We start from the raw sequence: 17,702 nt of genomic DNA, 5'->3' as shown, positions 1-17,702 counted from the left end.
TCGCCCGGACCGCCCGGCTCGCCCGGACCGCCCGGCTCGCCCGGACCGCCCGGCTCGCCCGGACCGCCCGGCTCGCCGAGGCTGTCCGGTTCGCTTCGCCCGTCCGGCATGGCCGGTTCACTCAGCTCGTCCGATCCGTCTGGTCCGCCTGGTTCGCCGGGCTCCCTCTGCCCGTCTGGACGGCTCTCCCGTCCTGGGGCGCTCGGTTCGTGCGGCAAGTGCTGGGCGTCCGGTTCGCCGGGCGGGTACGCCTTCGGCGGGCCGATGGGAGGAGTGGTGGGGGCCGTGGCCGGGTCCGCCTCACGCGCGATGGGGAGGGCCGGCTCATCATCGCCTTCGGCCCGAGCCGGTGCGCGTTCGGCCGACTCCAGCGACAGCACCGCGTGCGAGGCGGCGCGGTAGGCGTCCGCCAGTTCGGGGTGATCCCGCGCCAGCCGGTCGAGGTCGACGCGGTCGCGGGCCAGCGCCTCGCCCAGCCAGCGGGCCCGCGCCCGCTCGACCGCGACCAGCGCGCCGTCCCGGTCCCCGGCCCTGGCCAGTGCCGCCACGCCGATCTCGACGAGCGGGCGGATGGACGCCAGCGTCAGGTCGCGCGACTCGCGCAGCAGGGACGCCTGGTACTGGGCCTCGGCGGCCGCCGCGCCGGCGCGGTAGGCCGTGGCGGCCCGTCCCCACGCGCCCCGGGCCGCGTGATGCTCGGCCAGGGCGCCCGCCAGGTTCCACGTCTCCCGGAGCAGGCCGTTGACCCGGAACACCTCCAGCGCGTCCTCCATCGCCCGCGCCGTGTCCCGCGCGTCTTCCATGACCGGCACGGCGTCCTGTACGTCCGCTCGCCGGCGCAGCTCGGCGTGACGCCGCGCGCACTCGGCGACGGCGGCCTGCGCGCGCGCCCAGTCCAGAGGGTGCACGTCCCGGTCGAAGGCCGCCGCCGCCTCCTGGGCGTACGCCATGGCCGACCGCAGGTGGCCGAGTGCCGCGGCCGGGTGGCCGGCCTCCTCCTCGGCGAGGATGATCAGCGGACCGGCCATGTTCATCAGCACCCGGGCCCGGCGGTACGGGTCGGCCTCGGGGGTGAACACCTCCAGCGCGGCCTGGAAGCACTCCAGCGCGCGCCGCGGTTCCCGGACGCGGCCGCCGACGGCGTCGGCGTCGATGAGCAGCAGCCCGAGGGAGTTGTGCGCCTCGGCCCAGCGGCTCGGGTCGCCGTCCCTGGTGAACACGGTGAGCGCGTCCTCGAAGGCGGCGACCGCGAGCCGCATCGTCTCCGCCGGGGCCGGCCGGCGGGACTGGCTGTAGACGTCGCCGAGGCCGAGCTGGGCCAGCGCCCAGTCACCCGGCCAGCCCGCCCGGTCGAAGAACCGCAGCTCCTGGTGGTAGTGCTCGGCCGCCTTGCGAAGGTTGTCCTCTCGGTCGCCGAGCAGGCGGTCGGCGTAGGCGCCGGCGAGGTTGTGGTGGGTGTTCGCCCAGTCGTGCGTGTCGTCCTCCAGGGTCAGTACGCCGAGAGCCTCCTCGAAGGCGGCGATGGCGCGTTCGAGGTTCTGCGCGCGCTGTCCGGCGACCCGGCCGGTGTAGACCGTGCCCAGCGTGAACCGCACGCCCGCCCACTCACCGGGCCTGCTCTCGCGGTCGGTCACGGCGGCGGCCCGCAGGCAGCGGTCCAGCGCCTCCTCCAGGTCGGCCCGGTGGTCGCCGTTGATCCGCCGGGTCAGGATGTACGCGGTCTGCCGCTGCCCCCGGATCCAGGTGGGCGAGCCCGGGGCCGGCTCTTCGGCGACGCGGCGGGCGAAGGACAGGGCCTGGTCGACGTTGTCGGCCCGGACGCCGCGCACCCGATCCGGATACAGCTCGGCCAGAAGCGTGCAGAACACCGCCGTGGTGTCCGGGTCGCCGTGCACCTCGGCCTCGGCCAGCGCCTCCCTGGCCAGGGCGATGGCCTCCTCGATGTTGGCCGCGCGCTCGCCCGACAGTGTGCGCGACAGGTCCGCGACGAGCGCGGCGCGCACCACGAACCAGGTGCCGGGATCGGCGGCGAGCGACAGCTGACGGGAGGCCAGGCGCAGCCGGCGGACGCGCTCCGCGCCCGCCTCGGGGTCCAGCCGCCGGGCCACGTCGGTCAGCTCGCCGAGGTCGGTCTCGATGCGCTCGCCCTCGGCCCCGGCCAGGCCGGCGACGTGCGCGCGGAGCATTTCGGCCAGCGACGGCTCCTCCGGATCTTCCCGGTCCGTCGCCGGGCCGCCGGGGAGCAGGTCGGCGAGGTCGGCGGCCCGGCTCAGCGCCTCGATCTCGTGGCCGGGCTCCTGGCCGAGCTCCATGTGCCCCCGGATGAGCGCGTACAGGACCCGGGTCACCGCAGGCGGATCGGCGTCGGATGGCCGCTCGTCGAACAGCCGGTTCACCAGGTGGAGCCGGCGGGCCTGCGACTCGGTGCGCCTGGCCGCGTCGGGGTACCGGCCGAGCAGGCCCGCCAGGTGCTCCAGGCAGGTCATCCGCCGAGGGGCGGCCGCCGGCAGGCGCGCGGCCAGGCCGGCGAGCAGGCCGAACGGCGCGTCCAGGTCGCGCACGTCGGCCGTGTGGAGGTACCGGGTGGCCTGCATGCGGGCGATGTCGACGAGCACGATCGGGTGCCACGGATGGTCCTCGGGCAGCAGCGCCACGAGCCGATGGAAGGCGGCGAGCACCCGGTCCAGGCCGCGCAGGCTCTCCTCCGCCTGGTAGGCGAAGTACAGCGTCACGATCGCGCGCAGCAGCAGGGCCCGCCGCCCGCGCTCCTCGATGCGGTCGAACGCGGGATGCGCGAGCACCCTGCCCCAGACCTCCGCGTCCGCGACGACCGCGCTCTCACTCTGCTCCTCGCTCAGCCACCCCTCCTCCAGCCGGCTCATCAGCGACCAGAGCGCCTCCGGGATGGTGAGGTTCCGGCCGGCCTCCTCGACCGCCAGCAGCCTGAAGCTGTCCGGCAGGCCCTCGAACCGGTCGGGCTCGCCGGGTGTGCCGTCCTCGTCGGGTCCGGTCTGCCCGATGGGCCCGTTCATTCCGTCGTACCGGTCCGTTATGTCCGGGCCGTCTTCTCCGGCAGGATCGCTCGCTCCGGCCGCGACGGGCCCGGGCGTCCCCGCGGACGAGGCGCCCGGTCGCCGCCAGTCGGCGGCCGGCTCGTCCAGGAGCGCGTCCGGATCGGCGCCGGCGCGCACGAGGCCCAGCAGCCGCCGGTGCGTCTGCTTCACCCGGGCGTCCAGGTCGCCGGTGGGCAGGCCGGCGGACGTGCGGTCGTACGCGGCCAGGTCGCGCGCGACCAGCAGGTAGTCCCACAGCAGCTCCTCCAGCAGCGAGGACGTCCCCGGCATCGCCTGGAGCGTCGCGCGCATCAGCCGCTCGGCCCGCCGGACGTCCCCGGCGTCGTGGTCGCGGTGGAACCTGCTCCACAGGGCCAGGCCGAGCGCCGACCAGACGAACGGCAGGCCGGGGTGCCCGCCGGGGGCGGTGGCGAGGGCCTCCTCCAGCATGGCCACCGCCCGGTCGAGGTCGGCGGCCGTCCCCTCGGCCCGGCGCGAGCGCAGCCGCAGCGCCCCGGCCAGGCTGCCGATCCGGCGCAGCCGGTTCGGCTCGCCGGGCTCGCTGCCGCTGACCGCCTCATCCAGCACCGAGATGGCCCGTTCCAGGTCGGCGATCTCCCGGCCGCTCTGGTAGCGGTCGATCAGTGCCATGCCGAGGTTGGCCAGGACGGTGAGGCGCTGGGCCCCGCCGGACAGCTCGGCCGCCGAGCCGAGCGTCCCCACGGCCTCGTCCAGGTCGGTCTGGTCCTTGCGCTGCCGATATCGCAGGCACAGCGCGTTGCCCAGCGCCATGAGCACGCCGCCCGCCCGCGGGTCGCGCCGGTCGGCCTGCCGCACCGCCAGCCGTCCCGCGTCCAGGGCGCGGTCGAGGTCGCCGGGGTCGCCGGTGAGCTGGTGCCGCTGCAGCAGCGCCGTCGACAGGTCGGTGAGCACGCTGACCGGCGGCGCCGGGGCGAGCCGCGCGGTGGCCAGTTCGAGCAGCCGGACCGCGGCGTCGGCCAGGCCGAGCCGGGCGGTCGCGGTGAACACCTGGATCAGCGACGCGCCCAGCGCCGCGGCGTACCCACCGGCGTTCCCGTCGTCTTCCGGCGCGTTCTCGACGGTGGCCAGCACTTCGCCGATGGCCTCGTCCAGCCCGTCGTCCCGCCTGGTGAGCTGGTAGCGGTAGGCCAGTGCCGTGACCAGTTGCACCTGCAGGGTGAGCCGGAAGCCCGGCCGGTTCCCCGGCAGCGACAGCGCCTCACGGCACAGGGACAGGCCGCGCTCGACCAGCGCGGGGTCCCCGACGTCGCCGAACAGCGCGAGCAGGCTCCCCACCAGGTTCACCAGCGCGTCGGCCCGCTCACGGGTGGGGTGGTCGCGGAGCCGGAGGAGTTCCTCCGACAGGGTGACCAGCGACGGGATCAGCGACCGGTCCCCGGTGACGTTGATCCACGGCGTGAGCGCGTCGATCAGCTCGGCGAGGAGCGGCGCACGCGTCTGCGCGGAGGTCTCCCCCGCGGCGGAGTCCAGCGCGGCCCAGTGCAGGCCGACCGCCAGTCGCAGGTCGGAAAGATCGCCGCTGATCCGCCAGCGCCGGCGGAAGGCCGAGGCGATGCGGCTCGTCACCGGCCAGGCCGGCGCGTCGCCCTCGGCGGCGTTCCCGGTGTTCTCCGTGCTCGCACGGTGACCGGCGGCGCCGTCGTCCTCCGGCGGCCGCAGCCCTTCCCGGTACAGGTGGCGGAACGCGGACAGCAGCAGGACGAGTGACCTCTCCAGTGCGCGCTGGTCGCCGGAGGTGTCGAACCGGGCCAGCGACTCCTCGGCGAAGGCCATCAGCTCCCGGACCGGGAGGGCGCCGTCCGCGGCGGGGCCGTCCGGGCCGCCCGGCCGCCGCATCCGCTCCAGCCTCAGCCGCCGTTCCTCCAGCAGCAGCGCCGGCGCGTGGGCCTGCTCGGCCACCAATGTGGTGAACAGCCTGCGCATGAGGGCGTCCCCGTCGGCGCTGAGCAGCGCGGGCCGCGCCGCGACGACCTCCGGCACGTCCTCGTCGGCGACCCCGGTGAGGTGGCCGAGAACCTCGATCCACGCGGGCAGGTCCTTCGGCTCGCGAAGCGAGGGGGTGGCGGCCGCCTCGGCCAGGGCGGTGGCCGTGCCCGCGGTCCGCGCGCGTTCCAGTACGGCCCGGTGCCGCCGGGCCGCGTCGGCGGTGTCGTCGTCCCCCGCCCGCAGGGCGCCCGCCTCGACCGACGCGAGCGCCGCGTCCAGGTCGCCCGCCGCCACTTCGGCGGGCGAAGCGCCCAGCTCCAGGACCGCCTCCCAGCTCGGCGCGTCCAGCACGTCGTACGCGAGCGCCAGCGGCCGGTAGGCGGTCAGGTCGGCGAGGTCACCGCGTTCGGCCGGCCCGCCGTCATCGCCGCGGGCCGCGGGATCAGTGGGACCTGCCGGGGCGCCGTGGCCTGCGGCACCTCCCGGGCCACCGGCACCGGGGAGATCCGACGGACCGGCCTGCCCCAGGGCGGCGAGCCGCCGCTCGATGTCCGCCGCGGCGGCCGTGTCGCCCTGCCCGCGCGCGTGCTCGGCGATGAGGGTGAGCCGGTATGGCACGGCATCGTGGAATCGCGCCGCGTGATCCGCGGTGAACGCGTCCAGCTCATCCCAGCTACGAAATCCGATGAATTTGGATATAAGCCATAAGTCGCCTGTGCCGATCAATAATCCGCCCTCCCCGCGACCGCGTCATTAAACCACCCGGCGGCCGTGGGCCGCCGGGAAGCGGCGCGGGTGGCCGGACATAGGGCCCGATCGCCTCGTGCCATGGGTGGCGGGCGGGCCGAGCAGGCTGATCGGGGCGGCCGGATCGCGGGCGTCGACGGCGTTACGGTTTGACCCGCCGCGGGCGCCGCCACAGCGCCCATACGGCGAACGCGGCGCAGGACAGCACGATCAGGGCGAGGAGCGCCCAGCCGGCGGCCACCGACGCCAGGGCGCCGGAGATCAGGCCCTGCACCCTGGTCACCGCCCCGACGACCGGATCGTCGGCCTCCGCCCCGCCCAGCACCCGCAGCTCGTACCAGCCGTAGTACAGGACGTACACGCCGGCCAGGACGAGCAGGGCGCCGCCGGCGCGCGAGACGTACGGCAGCAGCCGGCGCAGCCGCGCGACCACGGTGGCGCGGGCCAGGGCCACGGCCAGCGACAGCACGGCGACGACCAGCCCCATGCCGAGGGCGTACGCCACGAAGGCCGCCGCCCCGCCGAGCACCCCTCCGCCGGACACCGACGCCGAGGTGACCGCGAGGAACGGCCCCACCGTGCACGACAGGGAGGCCACCGCGTAGGAGAGGCCGTACCCGTAAAGCGACAGTGGTGCGGTGGAGGGGCGGCCGGTGGCCGGGCCGGAGACGCGGAGCAGCAGTTCTCGTCCGCTCAGCGTCCACGCGCCGAGGCCGGCCAGCAGCGCGCCGACGACCAGCGTCGCCCACGGCAGGTAGCGGCCCGCGGTCACGGCGAGGGCCGAGATGGCGACGCCGAAGCCGCCGAAGACGGTGACGAACCCGGCCGTCATCGCCGCCGCCAGCACGAGGGCCCGGACGAGCGGCCCGCGCCGGTCCACCCCGTCGCCGGCCAGCAGCAGGGTGAGATAGGCCGGCAGCATGGCGAATCCGCAGGGGTTGATCGCGGCCACCGTCCCCGCGGTGAAGGCTAGGGCCAGCGGCAGCTCGCCGCCGCTCACCGCGGCGCTCGCGCGCAGGATGCGGGCAGGGTGGGCCGGAGGGCGGCCATGGCCCTCGCAGGCCGGATGCGGGGGCCGCACTCAAGGGGCGCGCGTGTCCGGGAGCGGTGGGCGGGCACGGCGGCTATCCCGCCAGGAGCGCGCGGACGTGGCCGTCCAGCGCATCCCGGTCGAGCGGACCGGAGGCCTTGGTCGTCGAGCCGTCCGGCGCCATGAACACGAACGTGGACTGTTCGGTGACGCCCAGCTTCGTCCACACGGCGCCCTTGGTGTCGGAGAGCTGGACGATGCCGCCGGTGCCGGTGCGCTGGACGAACTCCTTCATCGCCGCCTCGGTGTCCAGCCCCGCCACCCCGACGAACGCGACGCCGGTGTGCCGGGCCGAGATGGCCCGTACCGCGGGCGCCTCCGACCGGCACTTGGGACACCACGGGGCCCAGAACCAGAACACCACCGGCCGGCCCGCGAGGCTCGTCCCGCGGAACTCCTGGCCGTCGAGCGTCCTGGCCGAGAAGTCCAGGGCGGCGGGCACCGCCGCCGGTGTGCGGGCTCCCGGTGTCGGCGTCGCCGCGGGCGTCACCGGGGCCGACAGCGGCGCGTCGCCGCGCGCCGGGTTCGCCGCCTCGTCCCATCCGCCGCCGGCGCATCCGGCGACCAGTAAGGCCGTCGCCGCTGCCAGCGCGGCCGCTCCTCGCGATATGATCACGCGGCTCAGCCTAGAAGCGTTTCCCGCCGCCACTTCTTACAAGGCCGTGACGGGCGGCGGCCGCGGGCACCGGGAAGCGGCGCGGGCGGTCAGACGGGGAGGCAGGAGATGCCGAGCTGGGTGAGCAGCTCCAGCTGGTCGTAGTAGACCCGCAGGGTGGCGATCATGCCGGCGTCCATCGTGCGCACGTGGCAGCCGCGGACCGCGATCCGCCGGCCGGTGGGAGCGGCGAGATCACCGCCAGGCAGGAGCAGAGGGCCGGTGTGCGTGCCGGTCAGCGTCCATTCCAGTGTCACCAGATCGCCGCACGCGCTCTTCTCGTGCGCCGTGACGGTGAGGTCGGCGAACGCGTCGTAGTAGATCGCGAAATAGGACCCGATCTCCTCGCGCCCTTCGGCGACGCCACCGGGGCAGACGTAGGTGGCGCGCGGGCCGAACAGGCGGGTCGCGGCGGCCAGGTCGCGGGCGTTGACGGCGTTGATGAGCTGGTCGTCGACGGAGGGGTCATCCGGCATGGGGCGGCTCCTTACGGGGGCTCGGGCGGGCGGCGGCCTCCGCGTGGGGACGGCGGGGGCGGACTCGTGCCGGCGCAGGCGAGGGAAGAGAAAGGGGAACGGGGCGGGCGGGACCCGCCGGACGGTGAGCCCCGGTCAGTGACGCCATGCGGTCATCCGCGCATTGGCGGCGAAGCCGGCGGCACCGCGAGGGATGCCGGTGGAGGGGGCGGCGGACTCGGCCGGAGCGGCGGGGGAGAGGGGAGCGGACCCGATCTGGCCGGTGAGCGGCTCGGCGGCGGCCATCAGCGGCAGGCGCAGGACGAACCGCGCACCGCGTGGCGAGTCCTCCACGCGAAGGGTCCCCCCGTGGGCGTGGGCGATGTCCCGGGAGATGGCCAGGCCCAGCCCGCTGCCGCCGGGCTCGCGCCGGCGCCCGTCCTCCAGGCGGACGAACCGCCCGAAGATCCGTTCCCGGTCCTGGGGCGCGACGCCGTCGCCGTCGTCGGTCACGGTGACCACGGCCTGGCCGTCCACCCGCCCGATGGCGACCTCCACCGCGCTGTGGGCGTGCCGCCGGGCGTTGGCCAGGAGGTTGTCCAGCACGCGGACGAGCTGGACCGGGTTGCCGAGCACGACGACTCCGTGTTCGGCGCGGACGGAGATCGGCGCGCCGTCCGGCAGGGACGCGATGGCGTCGCGGGCCAGCCCGCCGAGGTCGGCCGGTTCGTGCTCGGCCGGGGTTCCCGAGCGCAGGCGGGCCAGCACCAGCAGGTCGTCGACGATCGTGTGCAGCCGCTCGGTGAGCGTCAGCGCGTCCCGGACGGTCTCGCGTGGATCGACGTCGCCGGGATAGCGCACCGCCTCCTCCAGCCGGGCGCGCAGGGCGGTGAGCGGGGTGCGCAGCTCGTGCGAGGTGGTGGAGGCGAACCGCCGCTGCTGCTTGACCGCCTCCTCCAGCCGGGCCAGCGTCTGGTTGGCGGTGCGGGCGAGCAGTGCGTACTCGGTCCGGCCGGGCGGTTCGGGCACCCGCAGGCTCAGATCGCTCACCGTGATCTCCGCCATCGTGGCGCGGATCGCCGCCACCGGGCGCAGGGTGCGGCCCCCCGCCCACCAGCAACCCCAGGCGCTCAGCCCGGTGGCCAGCAGGATTCCGGCGGCGGTGACCAGCTCCAGGTGGTGGGCGTCCAGGAGCCACGGCTGCTCCGCTCCGGCGAAGACGTAGTGCGGCTCACCGCCCCAGATCTCGCGGGTCTCGAACGGGGGGATCCGGATGACGGTGTACAGCACGCACCGGCCGGGGGCCTGGCACGTCGCGCCCTCCTGGATGCGGTTGTCGACCGGCGGCCGCTGGGGGCCCAGCGGCCGCCGGCCGGCGGCCGCGCCGCTCGCCGCCACCACCCGGCCGCGCGCGTCGACGAGCTGGAAGAAGTCGGCACGCCCCTCCGGCTTCGGCCGCGGTATCACGCCCGGCTCTATCGATCCGATCCAGTTGGCGGCGGCCCGCTGGGCGTCCCGCATGTCGTGCGCCTGGATCCGGTCCATGACCAGAAAGTCCATGCCGACGCCGATGATGGTCAGGAAGATCAGGCAGATCCCACTGATGATCAGGGTCGAGCGTGCCCGCACCGACGCGGGAAGCAACGACGACGGCAGGCCGGCTCGCACGCTGACCCTCCTTTCAAGGTTGGTAAAAGTACAGGTCAGGACGGTCCCGACGTTAGCCGTCAGATGCGGCGCCAGGCAATGAGGAACCCATTCGCCCACCCGAACCTGACAAACGCATTACCTGCGGCAGACCTTCGCTTTCATCGCGGACGCCGGCGAGGAGGGGCGCAAGGGTACCCGTGCGCGGAACAGGCGCCGCCGCCCGCGAACTTTTCCCCGTGCGCGAGCGACCAAGAGACAGACGAAACCGAGGAGCCGAACCTACGGAGGCCGCGCATGACCTCGTCCCTGGCCGTGGAAGCACCGCCGCCGGCCCGCAGGGGCCGATCCGCCCGGCTGAGGAGCCTGGGGCTGGTCGTTCTCGGCATCGCGCTGGGGGTGGCGCTGACCGTCGCGGCCCGGTGGCCGCGGACGGAGGTGGTCTACCGCGGCGACCAGCCGGCCACCGTGGCGTACGACGACGGTTCGCCGCATGTGCTGGCCCTGGTCCGCCGCAGCTCCCTTGCCGGGGAGTCGCACCAGATCGTCGTCGGCCGCGATCCCGGGCTCTCCTACGGCCACCGGGTCGACATCGAGACCTCCGCCCGCTCGGTCACGGCGGCCGAGTGGACCACCGCCGGAGTGCGGGTGAGCTTCGACACCGGGCACGAGCTGTTCATCCCCGCCCGGTACTTCACCGGTGGCCGGTGACCCGCGCGGGTTCGCGCTCGTTCACTTACGGGTGATCGGGGACACCTCGTCCTCGTGCAGCCCGGCCACCAGCGAGGTGAGCAGGCGGGGCCGGAGCCGCCGGGGCGCGGTGGCGCCGCCGCGCCCCCGGCGGCCCCGCGCCCACCAGCGCGCGGTGAACAGCAGGGCGAAGGCCAGCATGACCGCCACCAGGAAGACCATGCCGTCGGCGACGCCGAGCCGCGCGACCAGGACGCCGCCGACCGGCGCCGCCAGGCACACCACCCCGTGGACGACGAGCCGGTGCGCGCTCATGGCGCGGGCGATGCGGTCGCCGGGGATCTTGCCGAGCTCCTCCAGCCGGATGGCCACGTTCCCCAGCGAACCGGTGATCCCGGTGAGCAGGACGGCCAGCGCGAACGAGTACGGGGGCCGCAGGACGGCGGCGACGGCCAGGGCGAGGCACCAGATCCACACCTGCAGGAACAGGGTCGGGGTGCTGCGCAGCGAGGGCAGGCGGCGGAAGAGCCACGGCGCGCCCACCGAGCCGATCGACCCGCCGAGCCCGCCCATCGCCAGGGCGAGGCCCACCTGCGCCGGTGAGATGTCCGCCGACCCGGCCAGGAAGACGGTGATGACGGTGTTGACCATCAGGTTGGTCACGGCGGTGACCGCGACCGCCTCACGCAGGAAGCGGTTGCCCCACAGGGCGGTCACCCCTTCGCTGACCTCCCGGTAAAGAGATCGCGGCGTCAGCCGGCCGACGCCGCGATCCGCCCCGGAAGCGGTGCCGGGTGGTCGCCCGGCGTCGGGTATCGCCAGCAGCGAGAGGAACGAGGCCAGAAACAGCGCCGCGTCGCCGGCGAAGGCGACCGCGCGGTCGAGCCCGAACAGCAGGCCGCCGAGGGGGCGTCCGGCCATGACGGCCAGGTGCGTCGCGCTCTCACTGGCCGAGGCGGCACGGGCGAAGGTCTTCCCGGAGGCCAGTGACTGGATCAGGGCGGTCTCGGCGACGGTGTACAGCACCCACATGGTGCCCTCGGCGATGGCGCCCACCATGAGGTAGGCCATCCGCAGCTCCCCGAGGGCCAGCAGCGCCGACACGGTCAGGGCGGCCAGGCCGCGCACGGCCTGGCAGGCCAGCATGATCAGCCGGGGCGGGAACCGGTCCACGATGACCCCGGCCGGAAGGTAGACGACCAGGGTGGGCAGCGTCAGCCCGAACCCGGCCCAGCCGACGTCGAAGGGCGACCCGGTGAGGGACAGCGCGAGCAGGGGGTAGGTCACGCCGAGGGTGCGGTTCCCGAGCATGGACATCGCGCACGAGACCCATGTCCAGACCAGCCACCGCGTGCTGCTGCGCGAACGCGTCTCCGGCACCTGCGCTCACGCCTCGGTCTTCCGCCGTACGGTCATCGATGTCGAGTAACGTAACCCGGTTTCCCTGTCGTGGCTCGCGGGCGAGCGCCGATTCCGTGACGGCATGGGAAGAACTTAGTGATCAATGAGGGCCGGTTGCCATGCTTTGATCGAATCAACCGAGGGTTGTTAAGCGCTCCGCCACGCCGGTCAGATGAGCGGGCAGCGGCGGTCGCCCGCCGGGCAGCCGGGCACGTCCGGCGAGCTGCGCCGCCTCCTGCTCCCGTCCGGTCAGGCTCATCACCCGCGCGACCCGCAGCAGCACCGACGCGTCCCGTTCCTCCTCGACCGGCGGCACGGCGCGACCGGCGGCGGCGACCTCGTCGTTCAGCGCCAGCGCCAGGGCGTACGCCGCCCGCGCGGCGGGGGAGTGGTGCGGGAGGGTACGTTCCAGATCGCGCAGCGCCGGGGCCGCCGCGCCGAGGTCCGCGCGCATCTCCCCCCGGGCTCTGATCGCCGCCGACACATCACCGCCCAGGTCGATCGCCTCGTCGATCGCGTCCAGCGCGGCCTGCGGCCGGCCGCCCTGCCACAGCGCCCAGGCCAGCTTGACGCGCACGCCGAGGTCGCCGGGGTTGCGGGTGATCGCCGAACGCAGCTCCGTCAGCGCGGCGGCCAGGTCACCTCTGCGGAGCTGCGCCTGGGCGAGGGCGGCGAACAGGGTGGCGATGGCGCCGTCGGTGCCGCGCAGCGACGCCAGGTGCCGGACGGCGAGGCGGTAGTGCGTGATCGCCTCGGCCACCCGGTCGCCCAGGTAGTGCACGTCGCCGAGGAACACCTCGATCTCCGCCTGGAGGCGCGCGTCGCCCCCGGCGTGGCGCAGCGCCTCCTCGGCGTGCTTGACCGCGCCGTCCAGGCGTCCCTCGCTCAGCGCCAGGTCAGCGACGTGCAGGAGTGCGGCGGGGCCGGGCCGCTCGGCGTCGTGGCCGGCCGGGCCGTTGCGCAGCAGCGGGCCGGCCAGGCGGTCGGAGGCGAGCCGCACCCGCCCGCCGGGGCCGAGGCGCAGGATGTGCCGGTCGGCGAGCGTGCGCACCACGGCGTCCGGCAGCCCCGAGGTCTCGGTGACGCCGCGCTGCACCCGCCTCGGCGTCCGCGCGTCGTCGAGGAAGACCTGCCGCAGGCGCAGGCGGAGCTTCTCGGTCTCGCCGTGGAAGTGGTCGCGGGCGACCTCCCGCAGCACGTGGTCGCAGAACTCGGTGAGCGCCCGGTCCGGGCTCGCGGCACGCACGTCCTGCCCGGTGACGACGGTGTGATCGTCCGGCAGGGACCGCCACAGGCCGGCGCATGCGAGCTGCAGGTGCACCGGCTCGACGGTGTCGCGCACGAGGGTGACCTCCTCGCCCGGACCGCCGAGCCGCACCCGGCGCAGGTCGTCCACCAGCTCCTCGGCGGCGCCCGGCGCGAACGATCGCCCGGCGCCCTGCAACGGCCGCCGGCAGGCGCTCAGCGCGGCCCGCACGCCGAGCGCCGCGAGCGGGAAGCGCGCCTTGGCCATGGCGGCCAGCTCGCCGTAGCTCAGGATGGACGGCAGGTGATCGTCGCTGACCACGATCAGCAGGCGGGCGTGCGGGCTGGCCTCGAGCGCGGCGACGAGCTCGCCGAGGAAGGCCTCCGAGTGCGGCTCCCGCCAGGCGAGGTCGGCGAAGAGGTTCTCCAGGTGGTCGATGGCGAGCATGGTGAGCAGCGGGTCGCCGTAGGGGTCGGTCCTGGCCGGCAGGTGCCGCAGGAAGTCGGCGATGGTCGTCTCGGCCAGCTGTGCGGGCGGGCTGAACGGCGCCCAGGAGGTCAGCAGCGCGAAGACGTGCGGGTTGGCGCCGGGGGAGAGGACCGCCACCGGGATCGTCCTGCGGCGCGTCACCCCTCCCGTGGGCAGCACCGCGGTCTTGCCCGGGTCCAGCAGCGGCAGCACCCCCGCCTCCAGCAGGGACGACTTGCCCACTCCCGCGGGCCCGGACAGGATGGTCAGCCGGTTGGCCTGCCACAGGTCCACCAGCTCGTGTCTCTCGCGGTCCCTGCCGAAGAAGAGATGGCTCTCCCGGCGGGTGAACGACCGCGGGCCGACGTACGGCTCCTTCGCCCGGTGCGCTGTGCCGCTGCTGTCCATCGCCCTATCCCATCCGGTGCCGCAGTTCGGTCATGAACTCGTCGAGGGTCCCCCAGTAGATGGATATCCGCCATCTGCGGTAGAAGCTGGAGAGGTAGTCCATGGTGGACTGCTCGACCTCCGGGCCGATGCCGTCCTCGCGCGGCCGGCGCTGCACGCTGACATGCGCCCGCCTGTTGATCTCGGGGACCGCGCTGAGCAGGCCCTTGAAGAGCTGGCGGAAGGTCGCGTCGCGCAGTCCGTAGCCGATGAACAGCAGCGGTTTGGTGGTGAGCGCCGCCTGGATGGAGGGCCGCAGGATGCTCCGGTCGGCGGCCAGGCCGGTGACGAACTCCAGGTAGTCGTCCTCGGTGACCACGATCGACTGCGGGTGCTCCAGCGTGCCGTGCAGGTGGTACACCAGCGGGGTCTCCGGCCGCGGGTTCCACCCGGTGGAGCTGGAGAACGGGCCGTTGTTCGGATCTATGCCGCTGTTCCACGGGCATATGGCGTGCTGCGGGTCCTTGCCGGCGTGTTTCAGCGCCTGCACCAGGAAGTCGTCATAGTTCGTGGTGAGAAAGACCGGTATGGGAAAATCGGCGAGCACCGCGTGCGGTTCGAACGGATCGGAGAAATCGGGCGTCCCGCCGGACATCTCCAGAAGCTCCCGGCGGACCAGGGACTTGACATAGATCGCGTCGTCACCGAACCGCATGGTCATGTACTGGGTGACCCGCGCGAGATCGCCGCGGTCGGCGAAGGGATAACGGTATTTCTCCGCCAGCCGGCGGCTGAGTTCCCCTCCGGTGGGCAGGACCTTGCTGCAGGCCCCGGCACCGAGAAAGGGAGCGCAGTCGCCCTGCCTCAACTGATCGATGAGGCGATCCCAGTCGTCGTCACTGAGCCGGCCGGCCCGGACACTGCTCACGTGAACTCCTGCCGGACCATGGGACGCTTCCCATGACCGTGTCGTCGCCGCGGGCGGTCACCTGGCGGTGCCCGAGGCCGGCGCCGAGCCGATCAGAGGGAGGACTGGAAGGTGAACGAGGCCACCTCCGGGGCCTCGGAGATCCGCGACAGCGCGCGCCGCAGCCGCTCGTTGGGCACGGATTTCAGTTCCTCGAAGCTGTAGCCGGGGACATCGATGATACCCAATTCGTCGTTCATTCCGCTCCGATCCGACCTCGCAGTGACCGTTATGGACGTCCGTAATTACGTTTAGCGCCAGGGTTTGCCGGAGAACGCGTACCGCTCTATTGATTCTGCTGCGCGAAATGGCTTGTATCAAGCATAAGCTGGAGACACGTGCTTTCGACGCGGCGGAGGCCCCCGGTGAACATGCTGAATCCCGAGCAGATCCCAGATCGCGTGCCGGCCGTGTGGGGCGACCGCATTCCGGCGCGCAACAAGAACTTCACCGGCCGGGACGCCCTGCTCACCGAGGTGCGCCGCAGCCTGAGGACCTCCACCCGGGCGGCGGTGCTCCCCCAGGCGCTGCACGGCCAGGGCGGCGTGGGCAAGACCCAGCTCGCCGTCGAGTACCTCTGGCGCTTCCGTGGTGCCTACGACCTGGTCTCCTGGATCCCCGCCGACCAGGTCGACCTGGTCAGGGGCGCGCTCGCGGCCCTCGCGCCACGGCTCGGGCTGCCCGCGGGCGGCGTCGTCGGCACCGAGGAGGCCGCGGCCTCCGTGCGCGAGGCCCTGCAGCGCGGCGAGCCGTACGCCAACTGGCTGCTGGTGTTCGACAACGCCGACCAGCCCGAAGGCATCATGGACTTCATCCCGCACGGCGGGCCGGGCCACGTGCTGATCACCTCGCGCAACAACGGCTGGAGCGCGGCGGCCGAGACCGTCTCGGTCAACGTCTTCACCCGCGAGGAGAGCCTGGCCTTCCTCAGCAAGCGCCTCATGCGCAACGTCGACCCCGCCGGCGCCGACCGGCTGGCCGACGAGCTCGGCGACCTGCCGCTCGCCCTGGACCAGGCGGCGGCCTTCCAGCTCCAGAGCGGCATCTCGGTCGACGAGTACATCGAGCGGCTGGCCGCCGAGACCCGCAACCTGCTCAAGCAGGGCAAGGCCACCGAATACCCGCTTTCGGTCACCGGAGCCTGGCAGCTGTCGGTGCGCCAGGTCGAAGACCGCGTTCCCGAGGCCGCCGAGATGCTGCGGTGCTGCGCCTTCTTCGGCCCCGACCCGATCCCCCGCGACCTTTTCCGGCGGGGCAACCGCACCGCCGACATCGACCACATGCGCCACATCCTGTCGGACACCATCCTGCTGAGCCGGGCGCTCGCCGAGCTCGGCCGCTTCGCCCTGGTGGGCGTCGACTCCGACGCCGGCACCGTCCAGGTCCACCGGCTGATCCAGGCGCTGGTGCGTGACAGCCTGGACGAGCCCCAGCGCCAGGAGTTCCGGCGTGAGGTGCACCTGCTCCTGGCCGAGGGCGCCCCGGCCGACCCCGAGGACACCACCAAGTGGCGCAGCTTCGCCGACCTGGTCCCGCACGTGGGGCCCTCGCGCCTGGCCGAGTCGCGGGACCCGCGCGTGCGGGCCTTCGCGATCAACATCGTGCGCTACCTGTACCACATCGGGAACTACCAGCTGGCCAGGACCTACGCCGACGACTTCCTGGACAGGTGGACCGCCGCCTCCGGGCCGCGCGACCCCGACGTGCTGCGGCTGCGCCGGCATCTCGGTAACGTCCTGTGGCAGCTCGGCGAGTACGAGGCGTCCCGCACCAGCAACGAGGTGACGCTGGCGCTGATGCGCGAGGTCTTCGGGCCCGACGACGAGGAGACGCTGCGGGTCACCAACAGCTACGGCGGCAACCTGCGCGCCGCCGGCGAGTTCCACGCCGCTCGTGAGCAGGACGCCCTGTCCCGGGCCGCCCACGAGCGGGTGATGGGCGAGACCTCGCCCGCCACGCTCCGCGTGATCAACAACCTGGCGATCGACTACGTGCTGCTCAGCGACTACACCACCGGGCGCCGGCTGCACGAGCTGGCCTACCTGCTGCAGAGCAGCGCCGACACCGGCGTCGGCAAACGCGACATGCTGGACTCCTGGAACAGCCTGGCCCGGGTGGTCCGGCTGTCGGGCGACTACACCGCCGCGTGCGACCTGGGGGAGGAGGCCTACTCCTACGGGCGGCGCGAGCTCGGCGTCGAGCACCCGGTCACCGTGCTGACCGCCAAGGACCTCTCCATCGCGCGCCGGCGCGCGGGCGACCTGGAGGGCGCGCTGGAGCTCGCGCGCGAGGCCTACGAACGGGCCGACAAGCTGTTCGGCGGGGACAACCCGCTCACCATGTCGGCGGCGGTGGCCCTGGCCAACGCGCTGCGGCGCCTCGGCGACTTCGCCGCGGCCTTCACCCTCGCCCGCGACACCTCCGCGCGGTACGAACGGGTCTACGGACCCGGCCACCCCTTCACGCACGGCTGCTCGACCAACCTCGCCCTGATCTACCGGCACCGCGGCGACGCCCCGCGGGCCCGCGAGCTGGACGAGATCGCTCTGCGGGGGCTGACCGAGCGGCTGGGCGAGGACCACGAGTACACCTTCACCGCGGCCATCAACCTGGCCGGCGACCTCGCCGCGCAGGGCCGCACGCGGGAGGCCTGCGAGCTCGGCGAGGGGGTGCTGGAGCGCACGCGCGCGTTCTTCGGCGAGGACCACTTCCTGTCGCTCGCCGTCGCGGTGAACCTCGTCCTGGACCGCCGGGCGCACGGTGCCCACGCCGAGGCCGACGCCCTGCACAAGGACACCTTCGCCCGGTACGAGCGCACCATGCCCTCGGGCAACCCCGACCGCACCCAGGCGCAGAGCGGCGACCGCATCGACTGGGACTTCGACCCGCCCATGCTCTGACCGGCTCCGCGCCCTGCGGGAGCCTCGC

General features: G+C 73.9%; 10 protein-coding genes and 1 pseudogene. 2 read left to right on the top strand and 9 right to left on the bottom strand.

Annotation, left to right across the window (positions count from 1 at the left end; genetic code table 11):
- The 5 genes and pseudogenes from IEY93_RS34625 to IEY93_RS34605 form a co-directional block, all read right to left on the bottom strand.
- Window positions 1-5,639: pseudogene (locus IEY93_RS34625) on the bottom strand (hypothetical protein); the annotation flags it as partial.
- A gap of 271 nt (window positions 5,640-5,910) precedes the next feature.
- On the bottom strand, window positions 5,911-6,768 hold the full coding sequence (locus IEY93_RS34620) for a cytochrome c biogenesis CcdA family protein (protein ID WP_203968712.1): 858 nt from the start codon (window positions 6,766-6,768) through the stop codon (window positions 5,911-5,913).
- Window positions 6,769-6,892: 124 nt separating this feature from the next.
- The gene (locus tag IEY93_RS34615; protein WP_189167395.1) at window positions 6,893-7,474 is read right to left on the bottom strand and encodes a TlpA family protein disulfide reductase; all 582 of its coding nucleotides are present in this window, start codon (window positions 7,472-7,474) and stop codon (window positions 6,893-6,895) included.
- An 89-nt stretch (window positions 7,475-7,563) separates the two neighbouring features.
- Entirely contained in the window at window positions 7,564-7,989 is a 426-nt protein-coding gene (locus IEY93_RS34610) for an ester cyclase (RefSeq protein ID WP_189167394.1), read from the bottom strand.
- Between the two features lie 135 nt (window positions 7,990-8,124).
- On the bottom strand, window positions 8,125-9,636 hold the full coding sequence (locus tag IEY93_RS34605; RefSeq protein ID WP_189167393.1) for a HAMP domain-containing sensor histidine kinase: 1,512 nt from the start codon (window positions 9,634-9,636) through the stop codon (window positions 8,125-8,127).
- Window positions 9,637-9,912: 276 nt separating this feature from the next.
- On the opposite strand from IEY93_RS34605, the gene IEY93_RS34600 reads away from it, so the two are divergent.
- Window positions 9,913-10,326 (top strand): hypothetical protein, encoded by a 414-nt coding sequence (locus IEY93_RS34600; RefSeq protein WP_203968713.1) that lies wholly within the window; start codon window positions 9,913-9,915, stop codon window positions 10,324-10,326.
- A gap of 21 nt (window positions 10,327-10,347) precedes the next feature.
- Here the strand turns inward: IEY93_RS34600 and IEY93_RS34595 are convergent, their stop codons facing one another.
- The 4 genes from IEY93_RS34595 to IEY93_RS39470 form a co-directional block, all read right to left on the bottom strand.
- Window positions 10,348-11,622, bottom strand: coding sequence for an MFS transporter (locus IEY93_RS34595; RefSeq protein ID WP_189167392.1), 1,275 nt, complete (start codon window positions 11,620-11,622; stop codon window positions 10,348-10,350).
- Window positions 11,623-11,839: 217 nt separating this feature from the next.
- A complete protein-coding gene (locus tag IEY93_RS34590) occupies window positions 11,840-13,828 on the bottom strand; it encodes an nSTAND1 domain-containing NTPase (RefSeq protein WP_189167391.1) in 1,989 nt (662 codons plus the stop codon).
- Between the two features lie 4 nt (window positions 13,829-13,832).
- On the bottom strand, window positions 13,833-14,735 hold the full coding sequence (locus tag IEY93_RS34585; RefSeq protein WP_189167390.1) for an SIR2 family NAD-dependent protein deacylase: 903 nt from the start codon (window positions 14,733-14,735) through the stop codon (window positions 13,833-13,835).
- A gap of 92 nt (window positions 14,736-14,827) precedes the next feature.
- Entirely contained in the window at window positions 14,828-14,962 is a 135-nt protein-coding gene (locus IEY93_RS39470; protein ID WP_268241602.1) for a hypothetical protein, read from the bottom strand.
- Window positions 14,963-15,145: 183 nt separating this feature from the next.
- Between IEY93_RS39470 and fxsT the strand changes: the two genes are divergently transcribed.
- On the top strand, window positions 15,146-17,674 hold the full coding sequence (gene fxsT / locus IEY93_RS34580) for an FxSxx-COOH system tetratricopeptide repeat protein (protein WP_229691720.1): 2,529 nt from the start codon (window positions 15,146-15,148) through the stop codon (window positions 17,672-17,674).
- Window positions 17,675-17,702: the final 28 nt, after the last annotated feature.

The organism is Sphaerisporangium melleum (assembly GCF_014646695.1).
Lineage (GTDB): Bacteria > Actinomycetota > Actinomycetes > Streptosporangiales > Streptosporangiaceae > Sphaerisporangium > Sphaerisporangium melleum.
This window is presented reverse-complemented; position numbering and strand designations above follow the sequence as displayed.